The following is a 23,104-nucleotide window of genomic DNA, read 5'->3' as shown; positions in this document are numbered from 1 at the left end:
TGCCTGATTACGGTGCGGATAACCGGTGATAGGTAATGAAATCTGAGAATTGCTATAATTACGGTGCGAATAACCGACGATTAGTCATTAAACTTAAATGCCGGTTTCACTTTTATTCTAAGTCCCCTATCCAAATCCTACAGCCTTGATTTGCCAGTAGCTTTAGACTTTTTTAAAGGGCTGTGATATAGTCAAAAACGTAATCATTTTTTGTTGATTTGGAAGGGGTAAATATTGAAATGCTACATCAATTTTCACGTAATGAATTAGCGATTGGTCATGATGGCCTTGATAAATTGAAAAATAGTACCGTTGCCGTTTTAGGAATTGGTGGGGTTGGTTCGTTTTCTGCAGAGGCGCTTGCTCGTTCTGGTGTCGGTCGCCTTGTTTTAGTTGATAAGGATGATGTTGATATTACAAACGTGAACCGTCAAATTCATGCGTTGCTTTCAACAGTAGGTCGCCAAAAGGTTGAACTTATGAAAGAAAGAATTGCGGACATTAATCCAGATTGTGAAGTGATTGCCCTTAAAATGTTTTATACAGAAGAAACATATGAGCAATTCTTTTCTTATGGAATCGATTATGTCATCGATGCAAGTGATACGATCTCCTATAAAATTCACTTAATTAAAGAATGTTTGTCTCGTAAAATTCCGATTATCTCTAGTATGGGAGCCGCTAACAAAATGGACCCAACTCGCTTGCGTGTAACGGATATTTCGAAAACAAGCTATGATCCAATTGCGAAAGTAATTCGGACAAAGTTAAGAAAAGAAGGAATCCATAAAGGGGTCGATGTTGTCTTTTCTGATGAACAGCCGATTAAAATTCGCGAGGACATTCGTAAGGAAATCGTACCTGAAGCAGCCGAACAAGGCAAAATTCGCAAAGCAAAAATGCCGCCATCTTCCAATGCCTTCGTACCATCTGTGGCAGGGTTAATTATGGCTGGACATGTAATTACGAACTTATTAGAAGGAATTGAAATTTCGAGATAAAGCTCTCACGTTAGGGTTTTTACCTCGCTTGGAGAAATGGTTTAAAAGGCAACCTAATAAATTCGGGAAGAAACTCGATTTTATTAGGTTGTCTTTTTTGCTCATTTTGTTCAATTATTAAGAGCTCAACTTTCGCAGCGTATAATTGACCCTTAACCGTTGATAGAGATTAACTTTAGGGCGATACAAGACTCAAATTGACTTTACATGAACGGTTCAATCGTTGACAGTCTGAACACCTCTCTTCGTAGGCTGTTGAAGGAAACTGTTCACTAAAATTAAGTGCTTCGGCTGTCGCTACCAAAACCATACTCCGCGTCCTGCAGGAACCTGGCGAGCCTCCTCGGTACACCTGTGGGGTCTCGCTCCACGGTTTATTCCTGCGGGAGTCTCCGTATGGTTTTGTCCGCTAAGTGTAGTGAAGATGCTTGATGATAGGGCTCTTTCCAAATCAGCTATTTCTAACGCAGAAGAACCTTCTTCTTAACTTTGTTGGTTATCGAAACAAGCTCGATCATCTAGCTAACGTACAGAGCATCAACACTGATTTGTTTACAACTGTAACGGAATGAGTCATGGAAGGAGAAAAATCATTCTCAAGCTAATGTCCTTTGAAGTCATGACTGTTTTTTTATTCAATGAGAAAACCGAACCTAGATTCGATTCCATTATCTAGCGGACAAACAGACACGGAGACTCCCGCAGGAATAAACCGTCCAATGAGACCCCGCAAGCGTGAAACGCTGAGGAGGCTCATGAGGTTCCTGCAGGACGCGGAGTGTCTGTTTGGGAGCGATCGCCGGAGGGCATATTATTTTTTTTTTCTTACTGCACAGTTTATCCGTTTGGTGTGATAGTACGTTCTCGCTTTTTAAACGTGTCAAGGGCATTTGTTTAAGAGCTTCCCTTCTGCCAACTCGTTGAACGGATTTTCTCGATGCGAAAGTGGAGTTATTAAGAATAAATAAATAGTAAGGTTAATGAAAAAAACGCGTATCTTTTCCATGTAAACGGTTGAAAGATTGTGTATTCTCTATTATACTGATAGCACTTACATTAAGTGATCAGATCACCTTATCAATGAGGAGAAGAAAGAAGGAATCGTAATGAAAGTTTCATTATTTGTTACCTGTTTAAGTGATATTTTTTATACAGAAGTTGGCAAGGATGTTGTCGAAGTACTGGAGCGTCTCGGCTGTGAGATTGACTTTCCAAAACAACAAACTTGCTGTGGACAACCAGCCTATAATAGTGGCTATCATAAAGAGACAAGGGAAGTAGCGAAAAATATGATTAAAGCATTTGAGCATGCCGAATACGTTGTTTCGCCATCTGGATCATGTGCCGCGATGCTTCATGAGTACCCACATCTATTTAAAAATGACCTTGACTGGAAAGAGAAAGCTGAAAAACTAGCGAATAAAACATTTGAATTTACTCAATTTATTGTTGATGTGTTAAAAGTGGAAGACGTTGGGGCGAAATTGCCTGTCAAAGCTACATACCATACATCCTGTCATATGACTCGTCTTCTTGGTGTCAAAGATGCTCCGATGACGTTATTACAAAATGTGGATGGATTAGAATTTACGAGTTTACCAAATAAAGAGAACTGCTGTGGTTTTGGAGGAACATTCTCTGTTAAAATGGTGCCGATTTCAGAACAAATGGTGAATGAGAAAGTCGCTCATGTTGAATCGACAAAGGCAGAAGTTTTAATTGGAGCGGATTGTGGTTGCTTAATGAATATAGGTGGACGTATTGACCGTCAAGGTAAGCCAATCAAAACGATGCACATTGCACAAGTACTGAACTCAAGATAAGTAGGGAGAGAAACAATCATGACCATGAAAATTGGGGATCAAGCATTTAATAGTCGTGTCGATAAAGGGGTAAAAGATACCTTTATGCGTAATGCAGTAGTTTCTGCTCAAGAGCGTTTAAAAAACGGCCGAATTCATGCAGCAGAGGAGTTAGGGAATTGGGAAGACTGGCGTGATTTATCCGAAGAAATTCGTCAGCATACGTTAGAAAACTTAGATTTTTATTTGGAGCAGCTTACGGACAATGTGACAAAGCAAGGTGGACATGTCTTTTTTGCACAAACGGCAGAAGAGGCGAATGAATATATTCGTCAAGTAGCCAAAGAGAAGAAGGCGAAAAAAGTCATTAAATCTAAATCAATGGTTACAGAAGAGATAAGTATGAATGAAGCGTTAGAAGATCTTGGCTGTGAAGTGATTGAAACGGATTTAGGGGAATATATTCTGCAAATTGACGATCATGATCCTCCTTCACATATCGTTGCTCCGGCTCTTCATAAAAATAAAGAGCAAATTCGAGAGACGTTTGAAGTAAAAAAAGGGTATACAAAATCTTCTAAACCAGAAGAGCTTGCTTTATTTGCTCGTGAGCAATTACGTGGGGAATTTTTAACCGCCGATTTAGGGATTACCGGTTGTAACTTTGCGGTTGCAGAGACGGGTAGTATTTCACTTGTAACAAATGAAGGTAATGCTCGTCTAGCTTCCACATTACCTAAAACACAAATTACCGTTATGGGAATGGAACGTATTGTCCCTACTTGGCAGGAACTTGATATTTTAGTAAGTATGCTTTGTCGTAGTGCGGTTGGACAAAAGCTTACGAGCTATGTAACAGGTTTAACAGGACCAAAGGGAGAAACAGATATTGATGGGCCAGAAGAATTTCATTTAGTCATTGTCGATAACGGACGTTCCAACATTTTAGGAACTGAATTTCAATCGGCCCTACAATGTATTCGTTGTGCCGCCTGTATTAATGTTTGCCCAATTTATCGCCATATCGGTGGCCATGCTTACGGGTCGATTTATCCTGGTCCGATCGGAGCTGTTTTATCACCATTATTAGGTGGCTACGATGAATATAAAGAACTTCCATATGCGTCAAGTTTATGTGCGGCTTGTACGGATGCTTGTCCAGTTAAAATCCCCTTACATGAATTATTAATTAAACACCGTCAAAATATTGTCGAGGAGCAAGGGAAAGCTCCTATCGGTGAAAAGCTGGCGATGAAAGGGTTTGGAATGGCCGCAAGTTCTCCGAAATTCTTTAGCAGTGCGAGCAAATTTGCTCCAACGATTGCGAGTCCTTTTGTGAGTGGTGGAAAAATTACAAAAGGTCCTGGCCCAGTAAAACCATGGACAGACATTCGTGATTTTCCTGAGCCAGCAAAAGAATCATTCCGTAATTGGTTTGAAAAACGTGGAAAAAAGGGTGACAAGTCATGAGTCAAGGGACGGTTCAAAACCAAGATAAATTTTTAGATAAAATTGCGTCAAGTTTAGGCAGGGAACGAAAACGGGAAGGGGTTGTACGTCCACAGTGGAAAAAAGAACCCCAGCGTTCCGTTTTTGCTGATGAAACACCCGATCAACTTGTGGAGCGTCTAAAAGAGCAATGTACAAGAATTCATACGACGTTTGAACGTGTGATGTTAGACGGGTTGTCTAATAAGTTAGCAGAAGTGATGGAGCGATATGATGGGAAAGAAATCATTTATTGGAAGGACGAACGTTTTGAAAAGTTTGGTGTAAAAAAAGCGTTTGAAGACTATCCAGTCGATGGGGCTGAATTCTATGAATGGGATAAGGATAAAGGCTATGAAAACATTACGCTGGCCGAACGTGCAGATATTGGCATTACATTTTCTGATATGACTTTAGCGGAATCCGGAACCGTTGTGTTATTAAGCAATGATGGCAAAGGTCGATCTGTCAGTTTATTGCCAACAAGCTATATCGCGATTATCCCAAAAAGTACGATCGTTCCAAGGATGACACAAGCAACTGACATGTTACATGAGCTTGCCCAAAAAGAAGGTCAATTCCCAACATGTGTAAATTTCATTTCAGGTCCAAGTAATAGTGCTGATATTGAAATGAACCTCGTTGTTGGAGTACACGGACCGATACGAGCTACTTATATTATTGTCGATGATATGTAAACAGCAGGAGGCTTCTGATTTGGAGGCCTCTTTTTATTATAGAAGTTCAAAAAGAAAAATTGGGGACGAAGAGAATGAAGATTAGGTTTTTAAGTTGAAAGTAAGAAGCAAGGAGAATGAATGACTAACTAGGTTCAGACTTTTAGACTATTAGCACGCAGAATATTATATCAAAAATAAAAACCGTACTTTTAGATTGAGGTTCAATCTTATAAGTACAGTTTTTTTGCATTTTTTAAGTCTAGTTCATTGCTGTGAACGAATCATATGTTGAGTGAATATACCTTATTTAGCAACTCTTTCTAGGTTTCCATTCTTGTCCATCTTAAATGTTGGGTTGTGAAGGGATTCTTCGTCATCAAGTACGGCCATTCTCCGGGCACGATTCATGATTTGAATAAGAGACTGATAATCTTCTTCAATGATACTAGTATCTTGTTTTAATTTATTTAGCTCTGTTTGTAAGTGTTTTATTTCATCACGTAGACTCTCGTTTTCTTTTTCTAATACTTCAGCTTTGACTTGCCACATGGAGGACGATTGGTTTGATTGGGCCAACGATTGTAAATATTGAATGACCCCATGAATATCCATTTCCTCAGATGTCTCGGTATCGAATTTGGGTGAGAGTTTTGGCGTTGACCAAGCTGGGTTAGCTGGTGGAGCTGCATAATAATAATTGTAACTCGCTGCTCGTTTCCGTTCTTTTCTCTCTTTTTTTGCTTTCTCAATCTGATTTATATATCTAGCACGTACTACCGCATTCCAGCGGAAACCACAAGCGGCAGATGTACGGTTTAGTTCATCTCCCACTTCATCAAAAGCTCGTAATTGTGTACTTCCTTCCTCAATATGTTTTAAAACGGTTTCTGCTAATAGTACATCATCTTCATGTGACCAGGCATCTTGTCTTATTTTCATCTTATTCAGCTCCTTAATTCCTTTGTTTACTGTTCAAGTTTTCTCTCTATATATAGAGTTGTTACAAGTTCACTATTTTTGTTTCTAATAGTTTTTAATATATCCAAATTTAAATAGAAATATACGACACTGTCGAAAATTAGGGGATTCCTTAATCTTTAAATTTTGAATATGTGTTAGAATGTAAGTTTTTGAAAGAAAGAATAAAATTATGGCAGAGAAAAGGAGGAATTTTGCCGGATTTTGAAAAGCTTCTTTTTTTATTGACAAGGAACGTGTAGAATAAAATTGGTAAGGATATCATTAGATTCCTTTCGACAGAAATCGAGGGGCAGATGCAGATGTTCAAATCATTAAGAATGAAATTATTTATGTTTTTCTTTTTTGTGACTTTTTTGCCATTAATTTTTATTGCATATATTACATTTCAATCACAAAAAGAAGATATTGAAAACCAACACGAACAGTTGCTATATGCTTTAGGCGAAAGTGCAGCTGTTAGTTTAGATGACTTTATTCAAGAACGTTTTAATGACGTGAGAATGTTAACTAATAATCCAATTATTTCAAATCGAGAGTCAAATATAGATGAAATACAAGAGGAATTAATAAGATTCGTTAGTTTAAATGATTTATATTTTGGAGCTATTCTTATCGATGAAAGTGGAACAGTAGCGGTTGATGTAGATAATACAGTTGTCGGTTCAGACATGTCCGAGAGAGTGTGGGTTCAAGAAACATTTGAGGGTGGTGTCTATTTATCTGATATTTATATGTCTGATGTCATTAATAGACCGATACTTATTTTAGCTGGTTCCGTTGAAGATGAAAATGGCGATATTTTTGCGGTAGTTTCTCCATCCTTTAACTTAACTGAATTATGGGATCGGGTCGACATGTTTACGCGCCAGCAACAAAGTATTGGTCTGGAGGGACATGCCTTTTTAGTCAATGGTAATGGTGACATTATCGCTCACCCCCAAAATGATATTATTTTACGTTTAAATTACTTCGAAAACAATCAATTGACAGCAGAACGTTTTGAACATATGGTTCGAAATCGTCTCGTCTATCATAATGAACCAGCAGAACAGTTACAATATTTTGTGCAGCTTGATAAAACGAGTAACTTCGATAATGATTGGTATGTCGGGATTTCCGTTCCTTATAGCAATATAGAAGAGCCACTTAGTCAGTTGATTAATAAATACTTATTTTTATTTAGCTGTGTCTTAATTTTAGTGGTGATCGCTGTTTTTAAACTTTCCAATTATATTGTCAAGCCATTACAAAAGTTAGTTTTTGCGACTTCTGACTTTGCATTTGGAAAGATGGTTTACCCTTTGTCGACAAATTCTTATCATGAGGTTGATACACTCACGAGAACATTTAATATGATGACTAGGCGTTTAGTAGAAAGGGAAAAAAGCCATCAAAAATCATCACTTATTTTAGAGACAACCAATAACGGTATTTTAGCGTTTCAAAAAGATAGTCGTTTAATTACGACATTTAATCGTACATGCGAAGAATTGTTTGGAGTGAAAAAAGAAGCGGTCATTGGGTTGAGAATAGATGACTTAATCAAACATAATGATGCTTTTTCTAAGTTTGTTCAATGTGCTAAATTAAATGATGTCGTTGAAAAGAAAAAATTTAGTAGTCGTTATGAGTTCCTCTGTCATTATAAAGAGGAATCACGTTATTTCTTTATGAGTGTTCAGCCACTTCCAAGTTTGAATAATCAGGATGAGTTTGAAGGAGTATTGCTTGTTTTTAATGATGTTACAGACAAGCGTGAAATGGAAAATGAGTTGAATCGTTCCGAAAAATTACAAATGGTCGGTCAGCTAGCGGCTGGTTTTGCTCATGAAATTAGAAACCCATTAACAACGATTCGAGGCTTCATTCAACTATTTGGTCGCTCAAATAAAGTTTCAGATGAACATCGTGATCACTATGGTGTGATTTTAAAGGAAATTGACCGTGTAAATGAAATTATAAGTGAATTGTTAAATATGGCTAATCCAAATTCTGTCATGATTAAGGAAGAAGCGGATGTTAACGAAGTGATAAAGGAAATTCACTTCCTTTATCAAACGGAAGTGGAACGGCGGAGAGGTCAGTTTACGCTTGAACTGGAAAAGGTACCTCTTGTAACAATTGAACGGAATAAACTCCATCAAGTTTTGATGAATTTAGTGAAAAACGCATTAGAGGCCATTTCACTTGAAGGCCATTTGAAAATTATCACTTATTCGCTTCCTGAAGAGAAAAAAATCGTCATAAAAGTCATCGATAATGGTGAAGGAATGGACGAAAGAACACTTGAGAAATTAGGTACACCATTCTTTACAACAAAAGAATCAGGTACTGGGTTAGGTATCATTACTTGCTTCCGCTTAATTGAGGAATTAAACGGAACATTAGAAGTCGAAAGTGAAAAAAATGAAGGAACAACTTTTACGATTCAATTGCCAGTTGATGAATAAGGTTTGAGACATTTCTAGATAACCTTGGTCAAGACAATTAGTTTTTTAACTGATTGTCTTGGCTTTTTTTGAGGAAATCATGTTAGATGGCGTAGGTAGGGGGATGAGCTTGGTGGGAGTTGTTTGTCCGTTTTTACACAGCACCCCGCCCAAAAGGGGTTTAAAACAACAAAAAAGGTCAAGGTAGATTTATATAAAATCTCCTTGACCTTACTTGAGTCCAGTTTACCTAATCAGAATCCTTTAAAGATTCTAAGCGATGAAATACTTTGGATAATATTTTTTCGTGGCCACTTTCTTTTGGTTCATAGTATTTTTTCTTTTTAAGGAGGTCTGGTAAATATTGTTGGTTGACCCATGAGTTTGGATAATCATGAGGGTATTTATAGCCAATCCCTTTGCCTAATGTCCCGGCTCCTTTGTAGTGGTTGTCTTGTAAATGGGCTGGTATTTCACCAATTTGACCTTCGCGGACATCCGCGATAGCGGCATCCAATGCAGTGTAAGCACTATTTGACTTTGGCGATAAACATTGTTCTACGACGACATTAGCAAGAGGGATTCTTGCCTCTGGCAAACCAAGTCGTTCAACCGCAACAACCGCATTAACGGTGTGAACAGCTACTTCTGGAGCTGCTAAAGAAATATCTTCATAAGCAATGACAATTAAGCGACGACATATCGCTTTTAAATCTCCACCTTCAATTAAACGAGCTAAATAATGAAGAGCGGCTGAAACGTCACTACCACGTATCGATTTTTGTAAGCTCGATAATAAATTATAATAAATATCACTCTGTTTATCGTGAGTAAAGCCTTTGTTTTCAATACATTCTTTTACCGTTTGTTGTTCAATGGTTATCTTGCCGTTGTCATCTTTTTCAGAGGCTTTTATGACCTCTTCTAAAACCGTTAAGGCAGAACGGGCATCGCCATTAATTGATTTGGACAGTACGGTTAACGTGTCATCGGTTATTATGATTTCCCGTTTACCAAGCCCCCGTTCCTCATCTTTTAAAGCTCGGGTGATGAGAGCTCTTATATCTGATGCTGTTAATGGTTTCAGTTCTTTAATTTGACCACAACGACTTCTTATGGCCGGATTTACTTCATGAAAGGGATTTTCGGTCGTTGCTCCAATTAATGTAATTAAACCTCTTTCAACATGTGGCAATAAATAATCTTGTTGGGCCTTATTAAAACGGTGAACTTCGTCAATAAATAGAATTAAATTCCCTTCTGCTTTTGCATGTTGCACGGCCTCTTCAATGTCCTTTTTTCCAGCAGTTGTCGCATTAATGGCTTGAAATGGTTTTTGTACAGTCCCAGCAATTGCTTTAGCTATCGATGTTTTACCAACACCTGGGGGACCATATAGAAGCATTGAAGGCACATAACCATTTTTGATCATTTTATATAAGGCGGTCTTTTTTCCGATGACATGCTGTTGGCCAGCCACTTCATCAATATGGCGTGGGCGCATTCGGTAGGAGAGAGGTTCCTCGACTAATGAATCAAATAACATAAGAATACACCTCTTTATTTCAATATAAATCAAGCGTATGTTCGCTAAAATCAATTAGTTTTAGTGTAGCTTAAAACGGTGAAAATGCCAATCATTTGCAAACTTTTATGCAACTCATACCATTCCGGTTGCTTTTCATGCTATAATAATTAAGATATAATAATAACGTTTGCATGTCAGTAGAAGTGCTTGAAGGAACAATTGGACAGGTAACAATGTATGAAAGAGTTGTTTTGTGGAATAGTGGAATAGATTGGAAAATGTGGTTGGTTCATGAAGGTCTTTTTTGACTTATTTTAAATACATGATCATTCGAGAACGAAAAAAGTTAGAAAGAGGGATTCTAAATGAAAATTTCTACAAAGGGACGTTACGGGCTAACGATCATGATGGCACTTGCGAAAAAGTCTGGTGAGGGTCCGATTTCTTTAAAATCAATTGCAAAAGAAAATGACCTTTCAGAGCACTATTTGGAGCAACTTATTGCCCCATTACGTAACGCAATGCTCGTAAAAAGTGTTAGAGGGGCTTACGGTGGATATATGCTCTCAAAGGACGCAAAAGAGATCACAGCTGGAGATATTATTCGTGTATTAGAAGGTCCGATTAGCCCTGTGGAAGTGATGGAAAATGAAGAGCCAGCTAAACGAGATTTATGGATAAAAATTCGTGATGCGGTTAAAAGTGTTCTAGATGAAACAACGTTAGACGATTTGGCGAACTTTGAATCCGACGAAGAACAAGAATATTATATGTTCTACATTTAAACTAAATAGTACGATCCACAAGTGAGAGGGCATCCCCCTTTCACTTCTTTGTTGATTAACAGAAAAGTCGAAGTCCTACCGACAGTAGCTAGATCAGGAAAAGAAGAAGTTATTTGTGAGCTAAAAGAATGAGGTGTAAAAAATGGAATTAATATATTTGGATCATGCGGCTACATCGCCCCTTCATCCTCAAGTGATGAAAGCAATGTTTGAAGTATATGAACATAATTTTGGGAACCCTTCTAGTATTCATCAAGTAGGGAGGAAGGCAAGACAAGCAATAGATGATTCGCGTAGAAAGATTGCTTCCTTTTTGGGAGTGAAGGAGCATACATTAATTTTTACGAGCGGTGGTACGGAGGCAGATAATTTGGCGATTATTGGTTATGCTCTTGCCAATTCTACTAAAGGGAAACATATTATTACAACCTCAATTGAGCATCACGCCGTATTACATGCTTGTCAGGAGCTTGAAAAGCGTGGGTTTGAAGTGACCTATTTACCGGTGAACCAAGCGGGGCAAATTTCTGTTGATGAGTTAAAGTCGGCTTTAAGAGATGATACGATTCTTGTGACCGTGATGTTTGGGAATAATGAAGTTGGTACCGTTCAACCAGTTGCTGAAATTTCTCGAATTTTACAAGGACATCAAGCAGTCTTTCACACCGATGCGGTTCAAGCTTGTGGACTAGTTGAACTTAATATTCCAGAATTAGGTGTCGATCTACTTTCGATCACAGCTCATAAAATTAACGGACCAAAAGGGATTGGTTTGCTTTATGTAAAGGATGGCATCACTCTTTTACCCACTTTATTTGGAGGAGAACAAGAACGAAAAAGACGAGCGGGAACGGAAAATGTGGCTGGTGTCGTTGGTTTTGCGAAGGCGATAGAATTGAGTTACGAAAATATGGCAGAAAAAAATGAGCAATATAAGAGCTTTTCACAGCGCTTTTTTGATATTCTAGTGGAGTCTCGTTTAACATTCTATTACAATGGTCATCAGGAGCAACGTTTACCGCATATTTTTAATGTCAGTTTCCCAGGTGTTAATGTGGAATCGATGCTTGTGAACTTAGATATGGAAGGAATATCAGCCTCAAGTGGTTCGGCTTGCACAGCAGGTTCGATTGATCCTTCACATGTATTAGTCGCCATGCATCCAGAAGAACGTGAGCATTATGCATCGGCTTTGCGTTTTAGCTTTGGGCTCAACAATACGTTAGAACAGATTGAATATGCAGCAAATAAAACGGTGGAGATTGTCCGTAGACTTAAACAAGATAAACCGTTTATCGAATAAAAATAAAGAAATAATCGATTTGTTTGACCTTCATTCAGACAACTCGGAAATGGTGGTGAATCAATTGAATAAAAGTCCTGAAAATACACGTGTTGTTGTTGGGATGTCGGGAGGAGTTGATTCCTCTGTGACGGCTTTGCTTTTAAAAGAGCAAGGATATGATGTGATCGGCATTTTTATGAAAAACTGGGACGATACAGACGAAACTGGTTTTTGTACAGCGACCGAGGATTACGAAGACGTTATTCGTGTTTGTAACCAGATCGGTATTCCATATTATGCTGTCAATTTTGAAAAACAATATTGGGATAAGGTGTTTACGTATTTTCTGGAGGAATATAAATCTGGAAGAACACCTAATCCAGATGTGATGTGTAATAAAGAGATTAAATTTAAGGCTTTTTTAAACCATGCCTTAACACTTGGAGCCGATTATGTGGCAACCGGTCATTATGCTCAAGTAAAAGAAGTGGACGGAGAAGTTCAATTATTACGTGGGGCTGATGACAATAAGGATCAAACATATTTCCTTAACGCTTTATCACAACAACAATTGTCAAAAGTTATGTTTCCTTTAGGACATTTACCGAAAAAAGAAGTACGGGAAATTGCCAAGGAAGCAAATCTCGCGACGGCAACGAAAAAAGATAGTACAGGTATTTGTTTTATCGGAGAGCGAAACTTCAAAGAATTTTTATCAGAATTTTTACCAGCTCAACCAGGGGAAATGCAAACTTTTGCTGGGGAAGTAAAAGGGAAACATGATGGGTTGATGTATTATACACTCGGTCAACGTCAAGGATTAGGAATTGGTGGACCAGGTGAACCATGGTTTGTCATTGATAAAAATGTTGAAGAAAATATTTTATATGTGGGTCAAGGTTACCATCATGAAGGTTTGTATACGGAAGGTTTAGAAGCCATTGAGATGAATTATATTGCAACTGAACCGCGCTTGGAAACTTTTACATGTACAGCAAAATTCCGTTATCGTCAAACGGATGTGCCAGTAACGGTTTATCCGCAAGCTGACGGAACAGCCAAAGTTCAATTTGATGAACGACAAAGAGCGATTACGCCAGGACAAGCAGTGGTTCTTTACGAAGGAGAACGTTGTCTAGGTGGTGGAACAATTGATCGAGTGATAAAAAAATGGGAAAATGCCTAAACGGCGTTTTCCCTTTGCTTTTTTTCCTGTAAACTAAAGATAATCATAAGGTCCTCGTGAATGGACAAGTTTGAAAGGTGAGAACAAAAAATGAATTGGAATGAACAAGGCATTCAAGCGATGAATGAACAAAAGTATGAAGAAGCAGCTAAAGCTTTTACAAATGCGATTGAAGAAGATAAAACGAATCCAACTGGCTATATTAACTTTGGTAATTTACTCGGAGCAGTTGGAGAAACGGACAAGGCCCTCGTTTTTTTTGATAAGGCGATTGAATATGATGAAAAAGCAGCAACGGCTTATTACGGGGCAGGCACGATTTATTATAAACAAGACCAATTTGAAGAAGCGGTCAAAATGTTCAAACAAGCTTTAGCGAATGGACTAGAAGAAGGCGATGTCTTTTTTATGCTTGGGATGAGTTATTATCAGCTTGAAAGCTTGCCATATGCTCAAGCGAATTTACAAAGAGCTGTTGAATTAAACGAAGTGGATGTGGACGCGAGATTCCAATACGGTTTAACCTTAGCCCAATTAGAGTTAATCAATGAAGCGATTGAACAATTGGAGCAAGTTGTGCAGCTAGACCCTAAACATGCTGATGCATTTTTTAATTTAGGGGTCGCTTATGCATACGAAGAACAGTTAGAAAAAGCTCTTGAGAGTTTTAATAAGGCGTTAGACATACAACCTACTCACGGGTTAGCAGCAAATGGAAAGAAAACGATTGAACAAGCGTTAGAGCAAGGGTGATAACGTAATGAATGAACAGCCAAATGAGCAAGTTCCATCAAACGAGAAGAATCAAATGGAGCAACCTTATATAAAAGGTGAGGTTATCCATATTGTTTTTCAAAATGAGGAAAATTACTATACCGTCGCTCTCGTTCGGGTTCGTGCAACGAATGAGGACTACAAGGAAAAGAAAATTACTGTAGTAGGGCTCTTACCTCAGCTTGAGCCTGGGGAGGTTTATTTTTTTCACGGACAAATGAGCAATCATCCACGTTTCGGGCACCAGTATCAAATCGAAAGTTTCAGGAGAGCGCTTCCGCAAACAAAAAATGGTGTGATTCAATACTTATCTAGTAGTCGATTTCCTGGTGTTGGTCAAAAAAGAGCAGAGTTAATCGTCGAAACGTTAGGGGAAAAAGCGATTTCTAAAATTATTGAAGATCGCTCGGTTTTAAAGCTCGTGCCTAAATTTCCACAAGATAAAGCTGATCAGCTTTATCAGCAGTTAATGGATCAACAAGGCGTCGAACAAGTGCTTTTAACCTTATCTAAGTATGGTTTTGGGTTAGAACTTTCGATGAAGGTGTATCAAGTATATAAAAATCAAGCCTTAGATATTATTCGGACGAATCCTTATCAACTCATAGCGGATGTTGAGGGAATTGGTTTTCGTAAAGCGGATTTACTAGGAGCAGAAATTGGTGTCACAGGAAACCACCCTGATCGGATTAAAGCAGGCTGTCTTTATTTATTACAGGAGCTATGTATTCAGGATGGTCATATGTTTTTATTTGAAGAGGAGTTCATCAGGCAAGTGGCTCAACTACTTACTTCTCCAAAAGAGGCGATTACGACCGACGAGGTCAGTCAGCAGCTTCTCAAAATGAGTGAAGAGGATTTAGTTGTCATTGAAGAAGACCGTCTTTATTTGAATTCATTATTTTTTGCAGAAAAAGGGATTGTTTCAAATGTGCGGAGGTTGTTAAGTAGTGAAGTGGCTGCAGAGTTTCCAGAAGCGGAGTTTTTAAAAGAGTTAGGTCAAATTGAAGAGGAATTTAAAATTGAATATGCCCCCTCTCAAAAAGAGGCGATTCATACGGCTCTGTCGTCTCCAATGATGATCTTAACAGGAGGACCCGGTACAGGAAAAACGACGGTCATCAAAGGGATTGTAGAGATTTACGCGAGGTTACATGGCATTTCCCTCGATTCAAAAGCGTATACGCGAAGTAATCCGTTTCCTATTTTGCTTGTCGCACCTACAGGACGAGCGGCGAAACGAATGAGTGAGGCGACTGAATTACCGGCGACGACCATTCACCGTTTACTCGGTTGGAAAGGAAATCACGGTGGGTTTGAAAAAGATGAAAAAGAGCCCATTCAAGGTGAGTTATTAATTGTCGATGAAGTTTCGATGGTCGATAGCTGGATTGCGAATCAGCTTTTAAGGTCGATTCCCAAAACGATGCAAGTCATTTTTGTAGGCGATCAAGACCAATTACCTTCAGTTGGACCTGGACAAGTTTTGAAAGATTTACTTGATTCTGAAGTTATACCGACAGTTCCCTTAACTGTCATTTATCGTCAAGAGGAAGGTTCCTCGATTATTGAACTTGCTCACTCTATAAAAGAAGGAGTAATGCCACCAACTTTACCTGAACCGAAAACGGATCGACGTTTTTTCCCATGTGCAACGGATCAAGTAAAAGACGCCGTCTGGCAAATATGCGAAAATGCCAAAAAGAAAGGCTTTACGGCAAAAGAAATTCAAGTTTTGGCACCGATGTATAAAGGACCAGCAGGAATAACGGAATTAAATGTCATGCTCCAGGACTTGTTCAATCCGTTAACCGAGCAAAAACGGGAAATTAAATTTGGAGAAATTGCCTACCGTACAGGTGATGTTGTTTTGCAGCTTGTCAACAATTCTGAGGAAAACGTTTATAACGGTGACCGTGGCGAAGTTGTCGCGATCTTTTATGCGAAGGAAACAGAGGAAAAACAAGATCAGCTCGTCATTTCATTTGATGGAATTGAAGTCGTTTATTTGAAAAAAGATTTAAATCAAATTACACATGCTTATTGCTGTTCGATTCATAAATCACAAGGTAGTGAATTTCCGATCGTTGTTATGCCAATCGTTCGTAGCTATCACCGCATGCTGCGCCGAAATTTAATTTATACTGGGATTACACGGGCAAAGCAATATTTGCTGCTTTGCGGTGAACTGCCTGCGATCCATTCAGCGATTACTAAAAAAGATGAACAATTGAGAAATTCGAAACTAAAGGAAAAACTCCAAGACCTTATTTCGGAGACTGGAAAAGGTCAACTAACATAATTCAAAACCGACCGAGCACACTAAAAATGTTCGGAAAGGCGGAGATAACTTTGCGGACATTTTCGACACTTGAAGGTCTTCCGGTTATTGATGTCGGGTCTGGTAATGAGTTTGGGGCTGTGCTTGATCTGATTTGTGATGAAGGGCGCGTATCCAGCATTGTTATTGATAAAAGAGGATGGCTGAATAGACATTATCTGATTCCTATTGAAGAGATCCATTCGATTGGCAATGACGGCATTATGGTGACGGATTTACAAAAGCTTCACCATTATACGGATGCTGAGAAACACAGACTTCATTTAAAACATGGTAAGCATCAATTCCGTGGCAAGCTGTTGTTAAGTACAGAAGGGGAAAAGCTTGGATTGGTAGAAGATGTATATTTTAATGAGGAATTGGGCACGATTACAGGGTATGAAGTGACAGATGGATTATTATCCGATTTAATTGAAGGACGTAAAGTCATTCGAGGCGGCGGTAAGCTCGTAGTCGGTAAGGAAAAAGCCATCCTGTCTATTTAGAGGGAGGCCCTGTCAATGCGTTGTCCAAATTGCCAAACGAAAGATATCGGAAAAATAGGAACGAATCAATATTACTGCTGGAACTGCTTTGTGGAAATGAGCTTATCAGATGGTAAACTCTCCCTTCACCAAGTCGAAGAGGACGGAACACTAAGCTCATTAGATGACTTATTTGATGACTCAGATTTACAAGTGGGCTCATAGCTTTTTAGGTGGATGACACGTAAAGGCTAAAAAATCCTAAGGTAAAGGATGTGTGACCCAATGCGTACAACAGCGATCAGCTCTTTAGTTGCAATTGGCATCGGTGCCGCTGCTTACTCAATGACAAGCAGACGAAATAAAAAGAAGGTACAATCTTTTATGAAACCGATAACCACCTTTGATATGGATAACCTCGTTGACAACAAAACTTGGAAAAAAACCAAGAAAAAAGTCGCGAAGATGTTTTAGTTTATAGCTATGCCAGACCGATCGGAGTTTATGCCGATCGGTTTTTTTACTTGGATGGTGTTAACGGAGTGGATGATGATTTGTCTCGTAGGGGTTACGGGGGATGATGCGGCGTGAAAAGAAGGGAAAGAAGAAATTGTTGCGTCGGCGTCGTAAAGGAGTAGGTACGACAGGAAAGATGAGAAAGAGGAACGGTAATGCGTCGTAAAGGAGTAGATACGACAGGAAAGATGAGAAAGAGGAACGATAATGCGTCGTAAAGGGTTTGATGCGACAGGAAAGATGGGAAAGAGGAACGGCAATGCGTCGTAAAGGAGTAGATACGACAGGAAAGGTGGGAAAGAGTAACGGCAATGCGTCGTAAAGGAGTAGATACGACAGGAAAGATGAGAAAGAGGAACGGTATTGTGTCGTAAAGGAGTAAATACGACGCGAAAAAAGAGGCACTGCCACTTGTCAGATAACCATGAAGCAGACATCATCACTTAAACTTAAATCCTATGATAATTTCCTAATAACTGTGACACACTAACATTTGAGGTGAATCAGTTGGAAAAGGAAAGGGTATCGAGTTTCTTACAAAATGCGATTTTAACACTTGTTTTACTTGCCATCATTTATATATTTATCGCTCTCGCACCAGCGTTAGAGCCGATTTTTGCTGTTGTTAAAGCTCTGTTATTACCTTTTTTACTTGCGGCCCTTATTACTTATTTGCTTCATCCGCTTGTAGAAGGTTTACATAAATATGGACTATCGCGAACGCTTTCGGTGCTTCTCGTTTTTTTAGTGCTTATGGCGATCATTGCTTTTGCTGGTTTTTTAGGTGTTCCTTTTATTATTGAACAAGTTCAAGAAGCACTTGAGTTGCTCCCTGCTCAAATGCAGGAGATTCAAAGTTATCTGGCTCAGCTAGGGAGTCAATTAGAGAAGTTACCAGCACCGTTATCTAGCCATGTCGATGAATGGGTCGAACAACTTCAAGCGTTAGGAGTAAAAGCACTTGATCAAATAGAAGCAACGGCGATTTCGATTTTAAAATCTGCTTTATCCCTTGTGGTAATCCCGTTTTTAGTTTTTTATTTTCTCAAGGATTATGATTTAATTCAGAAAACGGTTTGGTATTTAACGCCGAAAAAATATCGTAAATCGTTAAATCGTTATGCCAAAGATGTTGATCATTCCATTGGGAGTTACATACGTGGGCAAATTCTTGTTTCCATATGTGTGTTTATTTTAGCGACGATTGGTTTATGGATTTTAGGTGTTCCTTATGCGATTTTGTTAGGGTTATTTATCGGAGCGTGTGATATAATTCCGTATTTTGGGCCCATTATAGGAGCGGCACCTGCTATCATTGTTGCTTTAATGGATTCTATGCAAACCGGGATTCTTGCCATTGTTGTTTTATTTATTATTCAGCAAATTGAAGGCAATATTTTGTCGCCGGTTATTGTTGGGCGTACTTTGCATATGCATCCGCTTTTAATTATTTTAGCGTTATTAGTCGGTGTTGAGGTCGGGGGTGTGATTGGGTTATTATTAGCGGTCCCAATTTTAGCGGTAATAAAAGTAACATTGCTTCATTTAAGACTTTATGCGATGAAACATTGACATTTTAAAAAACGCTTTCTATAATTGAAGGGCAACTACATAATGAAGAAGACGTTGAAGGAATGAGTATGCAATTATTTCATAAAAAGAGAGGGATTCTCTTAGGCTGAAAAGAATCCTATGAACCATGTTTGCAGAAAGCTAATCCTGAGTGTAGAAAAAATCTACCGTTAGCCGCGTTAAGGCACTTAAGATATGGACGTTTTTTGTTCATAATTAGGGTGGTACCGCGTGAGATAATCTCGCCCCTTTATTTTAGAGGGGCGAGTTTTTTTATTTCTATCATGAAGTAGTTTAGATTACGGTGGTATCGTTAAAGATGATAAATGAAGGGAAAAGGAGAGTTTGAACTATGAGAACATTAACCTCTGCGCAAGTAAGACAAATGTTTTTAGATTTTTTTAAGGAAAAAGGACATGATATTGAACCGAGTGCATCACTTGTCCCACATGAGGATCCGTCCTTACTTTGGATTAATAGTGGCGTTGCGACTTTAAAAAAGTATTTTGATGGACGTGTGATTCCAGCTAATCCCCGGATTACGAATGCTCAGAAATCGATTCGAACAAACGATATTGAGAATGTTGGAAAAACAGCTCGTCACCACACTTTTTTTGAAATGCTTGGTAACTTTTCAATCGGTGATTATTTTAAAGAAGAAGCGATTGAGTGGGCATGGGAGTTTTTAACGGATAAAAATTGGATTGGGTTTGATCCAGAGAAATTATCGGTTACGGTTCATCCTGAAGATCATGAGGCGTACGAATATTGGGAGAAGAAAATCAAGATTCCAGTAGAACGAATTATTCGTTTAGAGGGGAACTTCTGGGATATTGGGGAAGGTCCAAGTGGTCCGAATACGGAAATTTTCTATGACCGTGGCCCATCTTATGGAGATGACCCGTCAGATCCAGAGCTTTATCCTGGTGGAGAAAATGACCGATATCTTGAAGTATGGAACTTAGTATTTTCTCAGTTTAACCATAATCCAGATGGAACTTATACACCACTTCCAAAGAAAAATATTGATACCGGAATGGGACTTGAACGAATGGTTTCAGTCATCCAAGATGTTCCAACCAACTTTGAAACAGATTTATTTATGCCGATTATTCAAGCAACTAATGAGTTAACGAAGGTGAATTATGGAGATTCAGTTGAGTCAGATGTTTCTTTTAAAGTGATTGCGGACCATGTTCGTACTGTTGCATTTGCGGTCACAGATGGGGCTCTGCCTTCTAATGAAGGTCGTGGCTATGTATTAAGAAGACTTCTCCGTCGTGCGGTTCGTTATGCAAAATTAATTGGGATTGAGCGTCCGTTTATGTATCAACTCGTTCCTGTAGTTGGCGAAGTGATGAAGGATTTTTATCCAGAAGTTTTGGAAAAGAGAGACTTTGTTGAAAAAGTCATTAAAACGGAGGAAGAACGTTTTCATGATACGTTAAATGAAGGGTTATCGATCCTTGAAAAAATTATAAATGATGCCGAAAAGAACGAGAAACAACAAATCGCAGGACGTGATGTTTTCCGTCTTTATGATACTTATGGCTTCCCGGTCGATTTAACCGAGGAGTATGTTCAAGATAAAGGCTTGGAAATCGACCGTATTGGTTTTGAAGAAGAGATGGAAAAGCAAAGAACACGTGCTCGTTCAGCTCGTCAGGAATCGGGTTCGATGCAAGTTCAAGATGAAATACTAGGTGAGTTAAAAACGGAAAGTACATTTGTTGGATATGAGCAGTTAAAATTAGAATCCAGAGTAGAAGTCGTGCTCGTTAATAAATCTAAAGTTGATTTAGCGAAAACAGGAGAAGAAGCACAAGTTATTTTAGAGCAAACACCATTTTATGCTGAAAGTGGTGGGCAAGTTTCTGATAAAGGGATTTTCCGTGCAAATGGGTTACTCGTTTCTGTACTGGATGTAAAAAAAGCTCCAAATGGACAACATCTTCATACTGTAAAAGTAGAAGAAGGGGAATTATCACAAGGACAAATTGTAGAAGCTATTGTTGAGGAAACGGAACGGAACGGGATTGTGAAAAACCATACGGCAACCCATTTATTACACCAAGCACTTAAAGACGTATTAGGAGCACATGTTAATCAAGCGGGTTCCCTCGTTTCAGAAGAAAGATTACGTTTTGACTTCTCGCATTTTGGTCAAGTCAAACAAGAGGAACTTCAAAAGGTTGAAGCGATTGTTAATGAAAAAATTTGGGATGCGATCCAAGTAAACATTTCAAATAAAAAAATTGATGATGCAAAAGCAATGGGAGCGATGGCTTTATTTGGTGAGAAATATGGTGATATCGTACGCGTTGTACAAATTGGTGATTATAGCCTTGAATTATGTGGTGGTTGTCATGTGAGCAACTCAGCAGAAATTGGCTTATTTAAAATTGTTTCTGAGTCAGGAATCGGAGCAGGGATAAGACGAATTGAAGCTGTGACAGGTAAAGGTGCTTATCAATTTATGAAAGAACAGCTTGATTTACTTCACGAAGCGGCCGAGTTAATAAAAGCGAAAAATGTGAAGGATGTTCCGGCTCGTGTGGAAGCTCTTCAACAACAAATTCGTCAAACTCAACGTGAAAATGAATCACTTGCAGCTAAATTGGGTAACATGGAAGCTGGGAACCTTGTGAATGAAACAGTTGACGTTGACGGTGTTCGTGTCTTAGCGAAAAAAGTAGACGCTAGTGATATGGACGGTTTACGCTCTATTGTCGATCAATTGAAACAAGACTTACAATCAGGTATTATTGTTCTTGCTGCTGTAAATGGAGATAAAGTAAATATCGTTGCTGGGGTGACAAAAGATTTAATGGCAAAAGGATTCCATGCTGGAAAGATTGTAAAAGAAGTAGCAACACGCTGCGGCGGTGGCGGTGGTGGTCGTCCAGACATGGCACAAGCAGGTGGAAAAAACCCTGAACAAGTTGATGCAGCGATTGCATATGTAGTAGATTACGTAAAATCAATTTCCTAATTTAATGGAGATGGTGTACAATGGATATAAACAAGCTATTTGTATACAATGTTTAATTATACAAATGGATATTGAAGAAAGAGGTGTTTGTGATGAGCTCTATGGACAAAACGATGCAATTTAATTTTCCTGATGATTCCGTTGATGTTGATGTCCAAGAGGTTTTGCTTTCAGTGTATGAGGCCTTAGAGGAAAAGGGATATAATCCAATTAATCAAATTGTTGGTTATTTGTTATCTGGTGACCCTGCTTACATTCCACGTCATAAAGAAGCACGTACACTTATCCGCAAGCTTGAAAGAGATGAATTGATTGAACAGCTGGTAAAATCATATTTATCACAACATCGTAAGGAGATTGGATGAGAACGTTAGGACTAGATGTAGGAACAAAAACGATCGGTGTCGCATTAAGTGATGAATTAGGCTGGACTGCTCAAGGACTTGTCACTTTGAAACGCTCAGAAGATGATTTACAATCTGATATCAAGAGCGTTTCAGAGCTTGTACAAAAGCATGAAGTCACGGCGATTGTAGTTGGTTTGCCAAAGAACATGAATGGAACGATTGGCCCAAGTGGTGAAATGTGCCAAGCATTTGCTCAACAACTTGAAAACGAGATTGAAGGAATTCAAGTCAAACTTTGGGACGAGCGACTTACAACAGTTGCAGCAGAACGTATGTTAATCTCAGCTGATGTCAGCCGTAAAAAAAGAAAACAAGTAATTGATAAAATGGCCGCTGTCCTTATTTTACAGGGCTATCTTGATCATAAATAATAAAGAGGTGTTAGCATGACAGAAGAAAAAGATCGCATTGTCATTCCAGACGAGAATGGTGACGAACATTTATTTGATGAGTTATTTAAATTTACAGTAGACGAAACGAACCAATCATATATTCTTGTGACTCCAGTTGGAGAAGAAGCAGAAGATGAAGAAGTGGAAGTTTTTGCATTCCGTTACGAAGACCGTGACGATGAAGAAAACGACATCGCCCTCTTCCCAGTCGAAACAGATGAAGAGTGGGAAATCATCGAAGAAATGCTTAACACTTTTTCTGAAGAAGCAGAAGAAGAATAAACATATAGAAAAAACTCCTCACAACGCCGAATGGTGTTGGGGGAGTTTTTTTGACTTATATTGACTACGTAGTTGTGTAATTTAGGATGAGAAAAGCCGTCCACCCGCATTTGGCCAAGGCCACTGAAAAAGTCGTGTTAGTTCGAATAGGATTGGATGATTTGGTTTACTCCGCCAGCGGAATCTCCCGTAGTTCACT

Annotated in this window: 20 protein-coding genes and 1 other annotated feature; of the genes, 18 read left to right on the top strand and 2 right to left on the bottom strand. The window is 38.8% G+C overall.

Annotated features, from left to right (window positions below):
* Positions 1-239 precede the first annotated feature (239 nt).
* The 4 genes from AA0017_RS11595 (at position 240) to AA0017_RS11580 (ending at position 4,989) form a co-directional block, all read left to right on the top strand.
* A complete protein-coding gene (locus tag AA0017_RS11595; RefSeq protein ID WP_413382237.1) occupies positions 240-1,001 on the top strand; it encodes a ThiF family adenylyltransferase in 762 nt (253 codons plus the stop codon).
* A gap of 1,106 nt (positions 1,002-2,107) precedes the next feature.
* Positions 2,108-2,824, top strand: coding sequence for a (Fe-S)-binding protein (locus AA0017_RS11590; protein ID WP_413382234.1), 717 nt, complete (start codon positions 2,108-2,110; stop codon positions 2,822-2,824).
* An 18-nt stretch (positions 2,825-2,842) separates the two neighbouring features.
* Entirely contained in the window at positions 2,843-4,273 is a 1,431-nt protein-coding gene (locus AA0017_RS11585; RefSeq protein WP_413382231.1) for a LutB/LldF family L-lactate oxidation iron-sulfur protein, read from the top strand.
* Positions 4,270-4,989: a LutC/YkgG family protein gene (locus tag AA0017_RS11580; protein WP_413382228.1), complete on the top strand. Its 720-nt coding sequence runs from the start codon at positions 4,270-4,272 to the stop codon at positions 4,987-4,989. The genes AA0017_RS11585 and AA0017_RS11580 overlap by 4 nt, the downstream gene beginning before the upstream one ends.
* 285 nt (positions 4,990-5,274) lie before the next feature.
* On the opposite strand, the gene AA0017_RS11575 is transcribed toward AA0017_RS11580, so the two are convergent.
* The gene (locus tag AA0017_RS11575; RefSeq protein ID WP_413382225.1) at positions 5,275-5,910 is read right to left on the bottom strand and encodes an RsfA family transcriptional regulator; all 636 of its coding nucleotides are present in this window, start codon (positions 5,908-5,910) and stop codon (positions 5,275-5,277) included.
* A 341-nt stretch (positions 5,911-6,251) separates the two neighbouring features.
* On the opposite strand from AA0017_RS11575, the gene AA0017_RS11570 reads away from it, so the two are divergent.
* The gene (locus tag AA0017_RS11570; RefSeq protein ID WP_413382222.1) at positions 6,252-8,402 is read left to right on the top strand and encodes an ATP-binding protein; all 2,151 of its coding nucleotides are present in this window, start codon (positions 6,252-6,254) and stop codon (positions 8,400-8,402) included.
* A 229-nt stretch (positions 8,403-8,631) separates the two neighbouring features.
* Here the strand turns inward: AA0017_RS11570 and AA0017_RS11565 are convergent, their stop codons facing one another.
* The gene (locus tag AA0017_RS11565) at positions 8,632-9,927 is read right to left on the bottom strand and encodes a replication-associated recombination protein A (protein ID WP_413382219.1); all 1,296 of its coding nucleotides are present in this window, start codon (positions 9,925-9,927) and stop codon (positions 8,632-8,634) included.
* A gap of 347 nt (positions 9,928-10,274) precedes the next feature.
* On the opposite strand from AA0017_RS11565, the gene cymR reads away from it, so the two are divergent.
* The 13 genes from cymR (at position 10,275) to AA0017_RS11500 (ending at position 22,905) form a co-directional block, all read left to right on the top strand.
* Positions 10,275-10,694, top strand: coding sequence for a cysteine metabolism transcriptional regulator CymR (gene cymR / locus AA0017_RS11560; RefSeq protein ID WP_413382215.1), 420 nt, complete (start codon positions 10,275-10,277; stop codon positions 10,692-10,694).
* A 142-nt stretch (positions 10,695-10,836) separates the two neighbouring features.
* Complete coding sequence (locus tag AA0017_RS11555) at positions 10,837-11,997, top strand: cysteine desulfurase family protein (protein ID WP_413382212.1); 1,161 nt, start codon at positions 10,837-10,839, stop codon at positions 11,995-11,997.
* Between the two features lie 49 nt (positions 11,998-12,046).
* Entirely contained in the window at positions 12,047-13,165 is a 1,119-nt protein-coding gene (gene mnmA, locus AA0017_RS11550) for a tRNA 2-thiouridine(34) synthase MnmA (RefSeq protein WP_413382570.1), read from the top strand.
* A gap of 90 nt (positions 13,166-13,255) precedes the next feature.
* Positions 13,256-13,918, top strand: coding sequence for a tetratricopeptide repeat protein (locus tag AA0017_RS11545; RefSeq protein ID WP_413382209.1), 663 nt, complete (start codon positions 13,256-13,258; stop codon positions 13,916-13,918).
* A gap of 7 nt (positions 13,919-13,925) precedes the next feature.
* Entirely contained in the window at positions 13,926-16,241 is a 2,316-nt protein-coding gene (locus AA0017_RS11540) for an ATP-dependent RecD-like DNA helicase (RefSeq protein ID WP_413382206.1), read from the top strand.
* A gap of 50 nt (positions 16,242-16,291) precedes the next feature.
* Positions 16,292-16,765: a PRC-barrel domain-containing protein gene (locus tag AA0017_RS11535; RefSeq protein ID WP_413382203.1), complete on the top strand. Its 474-nt coding sequence runs from the start codon at positions 16,292-16,294 to the stop codon at positions 16,763-16,765.
* A 15-nt stretch (positions 16,766-16,780) separates the two neighbouring features.
* Positions 16,781-16,969, top strand: a complete 189-nt coding sequence (locus AA0017_RS11530) for a hypothetical protein (RefSeq protein ID WP_003321481.1) — start codon at positions 16,781-16,783, stop codon at positions 16,967-16,969.
* A 60-nt stretch (positions 16,970-17,029) separates the two neighbouring features.
* A complete protein-coding gene (locus tag AA0017_RS11525; RefSeq protein ID WP_413382200.1) occupies positions 17,030-17,218 on the top strand; it encodes a DUF3918 family protein in 189 nt (62 codons plus the stop codon).
* Positions 17,219-17,767: 549 nt separating this feature from the next.
* Complete coding sequence (locus AA0017_RS11520; protein WP_413382197.1) at positions 17,768-18,832, top strand: AI-2E family transporter; 1,065 nt, start codon at positions 17,768-17,770, stop codon at positions 18,830-18,832.
* Between the two features lie 45 nt (positions 18,833-18,877).
* Positions 18,878-19,085, top strand: a binding site (T-box leader).
* Between the two features lie 99 nt (positions 19,086-19,184).
* Complete coding sequence (gene alaS / locus AA0017_RS11515) at positions 19,185-21,824, top strand: alanine--tRNA ligase (RefSeq protein WP_413382194.1); 2,640 nt, start codon at positions 19,185-19,187, stop codon at positions 21,822-21,824.
* A 92-nt stretch (positions 21,825-21,916) separates the two neighbouring features.
* On the top strand, positions 21,917-22,189 hold the full coding sequence (locus AA0017_RS11510) for an IreB family regulatory phosphoprotein (protein ID WP_003321485.1): 273 nt from the start codon (positions 21,917-21,919) through the stop codon (positions 22,187-22,189).
* Positions 22,186-22,602, top strand: coding sequence for a Holliday junction resolvase RuvX (gene ruvX / locus AA0017_RS11505; RefSeq protein WP_413382190.1), 417 nt, complete (start codon positions 22,186-22,188; stop codon positions 22,600-22,602). Before AA0017_RS11510 ends, ruvX begins: the two co-directional genes overlap by 4 nt.
* A gap of 15 nt (positions 22,603-22,617) precedes the next feature.
* Positions 22,618-22,905 (top strand): DUF1292 domain-containing protein, encoded by a 288-nt coding sequence (locus AA0017_RS11500; RefSeq protein ID WP_003321487.1) that lies wholly within the window; start codon positions 22,618-22,620, stop codon positions 22,903-22,905.
* Positions 22,906-23,104: the final 199 nt, after the last annotated feature.

It is taken from the genome of Alkalihalobacillus phoenicis, assembly GCF_047302405.1.
In the GTDB taxonomy this organism is placed as follows: Bacteria; Bacillota; Bacilli; order Bacillales; family Bacillaceae_D; genus Alkalihalobacillus.
The sequence above is the reverse complement of the archived record's forward strand: the minus strand, read 5'-3'. Positions and strand labels throughout refer to the sequence as shown.

What these genes read in the sequence shown, in the direction of transcription:
- AA0017_RS11595 (WP_413382237.1), top strand. Translation starts at nt 240, where the DNA reads ATGCTACATCAATTTTCACGTAATGAATTAGCGATTGGTCATGATGGC.
- AA0017_RS11590 (WP_413382234.1), top strand. Translation starts at nt 2,108, where the DNA reads ATGAAAGTTTCATTATTTGTTACCTGTTTAAGTGATATTTTTTATACA.
- AA0017_RS11585 (WP_413382231.1), top strand. Translation starts at nt 2,843, where the DNA reads ATGACCATGAAAATTGGGGATCAAGCATTTAATAGTCGTGTCGATAAA.
- AA0017_RS11580 (WP_413382228.1), top strand. Translation starts at nt 4,270, where the DNA reads ATGAGTCAAGGGACGGTTCAAAACCAAGATAAATTTTTAGATAAAATT.
- AA0017_RS11575 (WP_413382225.1), bottom strand. Translation starts at nt 5,910, where the DNA reads ATGAAAATAAGACAAGATGCCTGGTCACATGAAGATGATGTACTATTA.
- AA0017_RS11570 (WP_413382222.1), top strand. Translation starts at nt 6,252, where the DNA reads ATGTTCAAATCATTAAGAATGAAATTATTTATGTTTTTCTTTTTTGTG.
- AA0017_RS11565 (WP_413382219.1), bottom strand. Translation starts at nt 9,927, where the DNA reads ATGTTATTTGATTCATTAGTCGAGGAACCTCTCTCCTACCGAATGCGC.
- cymR (WP_413382215.1), top strand. Translation starts at nt 10,275, where the DNA reads ATGAAAATTTCTACAAAGGGACGTTACGGGCTAACGATCATGATGGCA.
- AA0017_RS11555 (WP_413382212.1), top strand. Translation starts at nt 10,837, where the DNA reads ATGGAATTAATATATTTGGATCATGCGGCTACATCGCCCCTTCATCCT.
- mnmA (WP_413382570.1), top strand. Translation starts at nt 12,047, where the DNA reads ATGGTGGTGAATCAATTGAATAAAAGTCCTGAAAATACACGTGTTGTT.
- AA0017_RS11545 (WP_413382209.1), top strand. Translation starts at nt 13,256, where the DNA reads ATGAATTGGAATGAACAAGGCATTCAAGCGATGAATGAACAAAAGTAT.
- AA0017_RS11540 (WP_413382206.1), top strand. Translation starts at nt 13,926, where the DNA reads ATGAATGAACAGCCAAATGAGCAAGTTCCATCAAACGAGAAGAATCAA.
- AA0017_RS11530 (WP_003321481.1), top strand. Translation starts at nt 16,781, where the DNA reads ATGCGTTGTCCAAATTGCCAAACGAAAGATATCGGAAAAATAGGAACG.
- AA0017_RS11525 (WP_413382200.1), top strand. Translation starts at nt 17,030, where the DNA reads ATGCGTACAACAGCGATCAGCTCTTTAGTTGCAATTGGCATCGGTGCC.
- alaS (WP_413382194.1), top strand. Translation starts at nt 19,185, where the DNA reads ATGAGAACATTAACCTCTGCGCAAGTAAGACAAATGTTTTTAGATTTT.
- AA0017_RS11510 (WP_003321485.1), top strand. Translation starts at nt 21,917, where the DNA reads ATGAGCTCTATGGACAAAACGATGCAATTTAATTTTCCTGATGATTCC.
- ruvX (WP_413382190.1), top strand. Translation starts at nt 22,186, where the DNA reads ATGAGAACGTTAGGACTAGATGTAGGAACAAAAACGATCGGTGTCGCA.
- AA0017_RS11500 (WP_003321487.1), top strand. Translation starts at nt 22,618, where the DNA reads ATGACAGAAGAAAAAGATCGCATTGTCATTCCAGACGAGAATGGTGAC.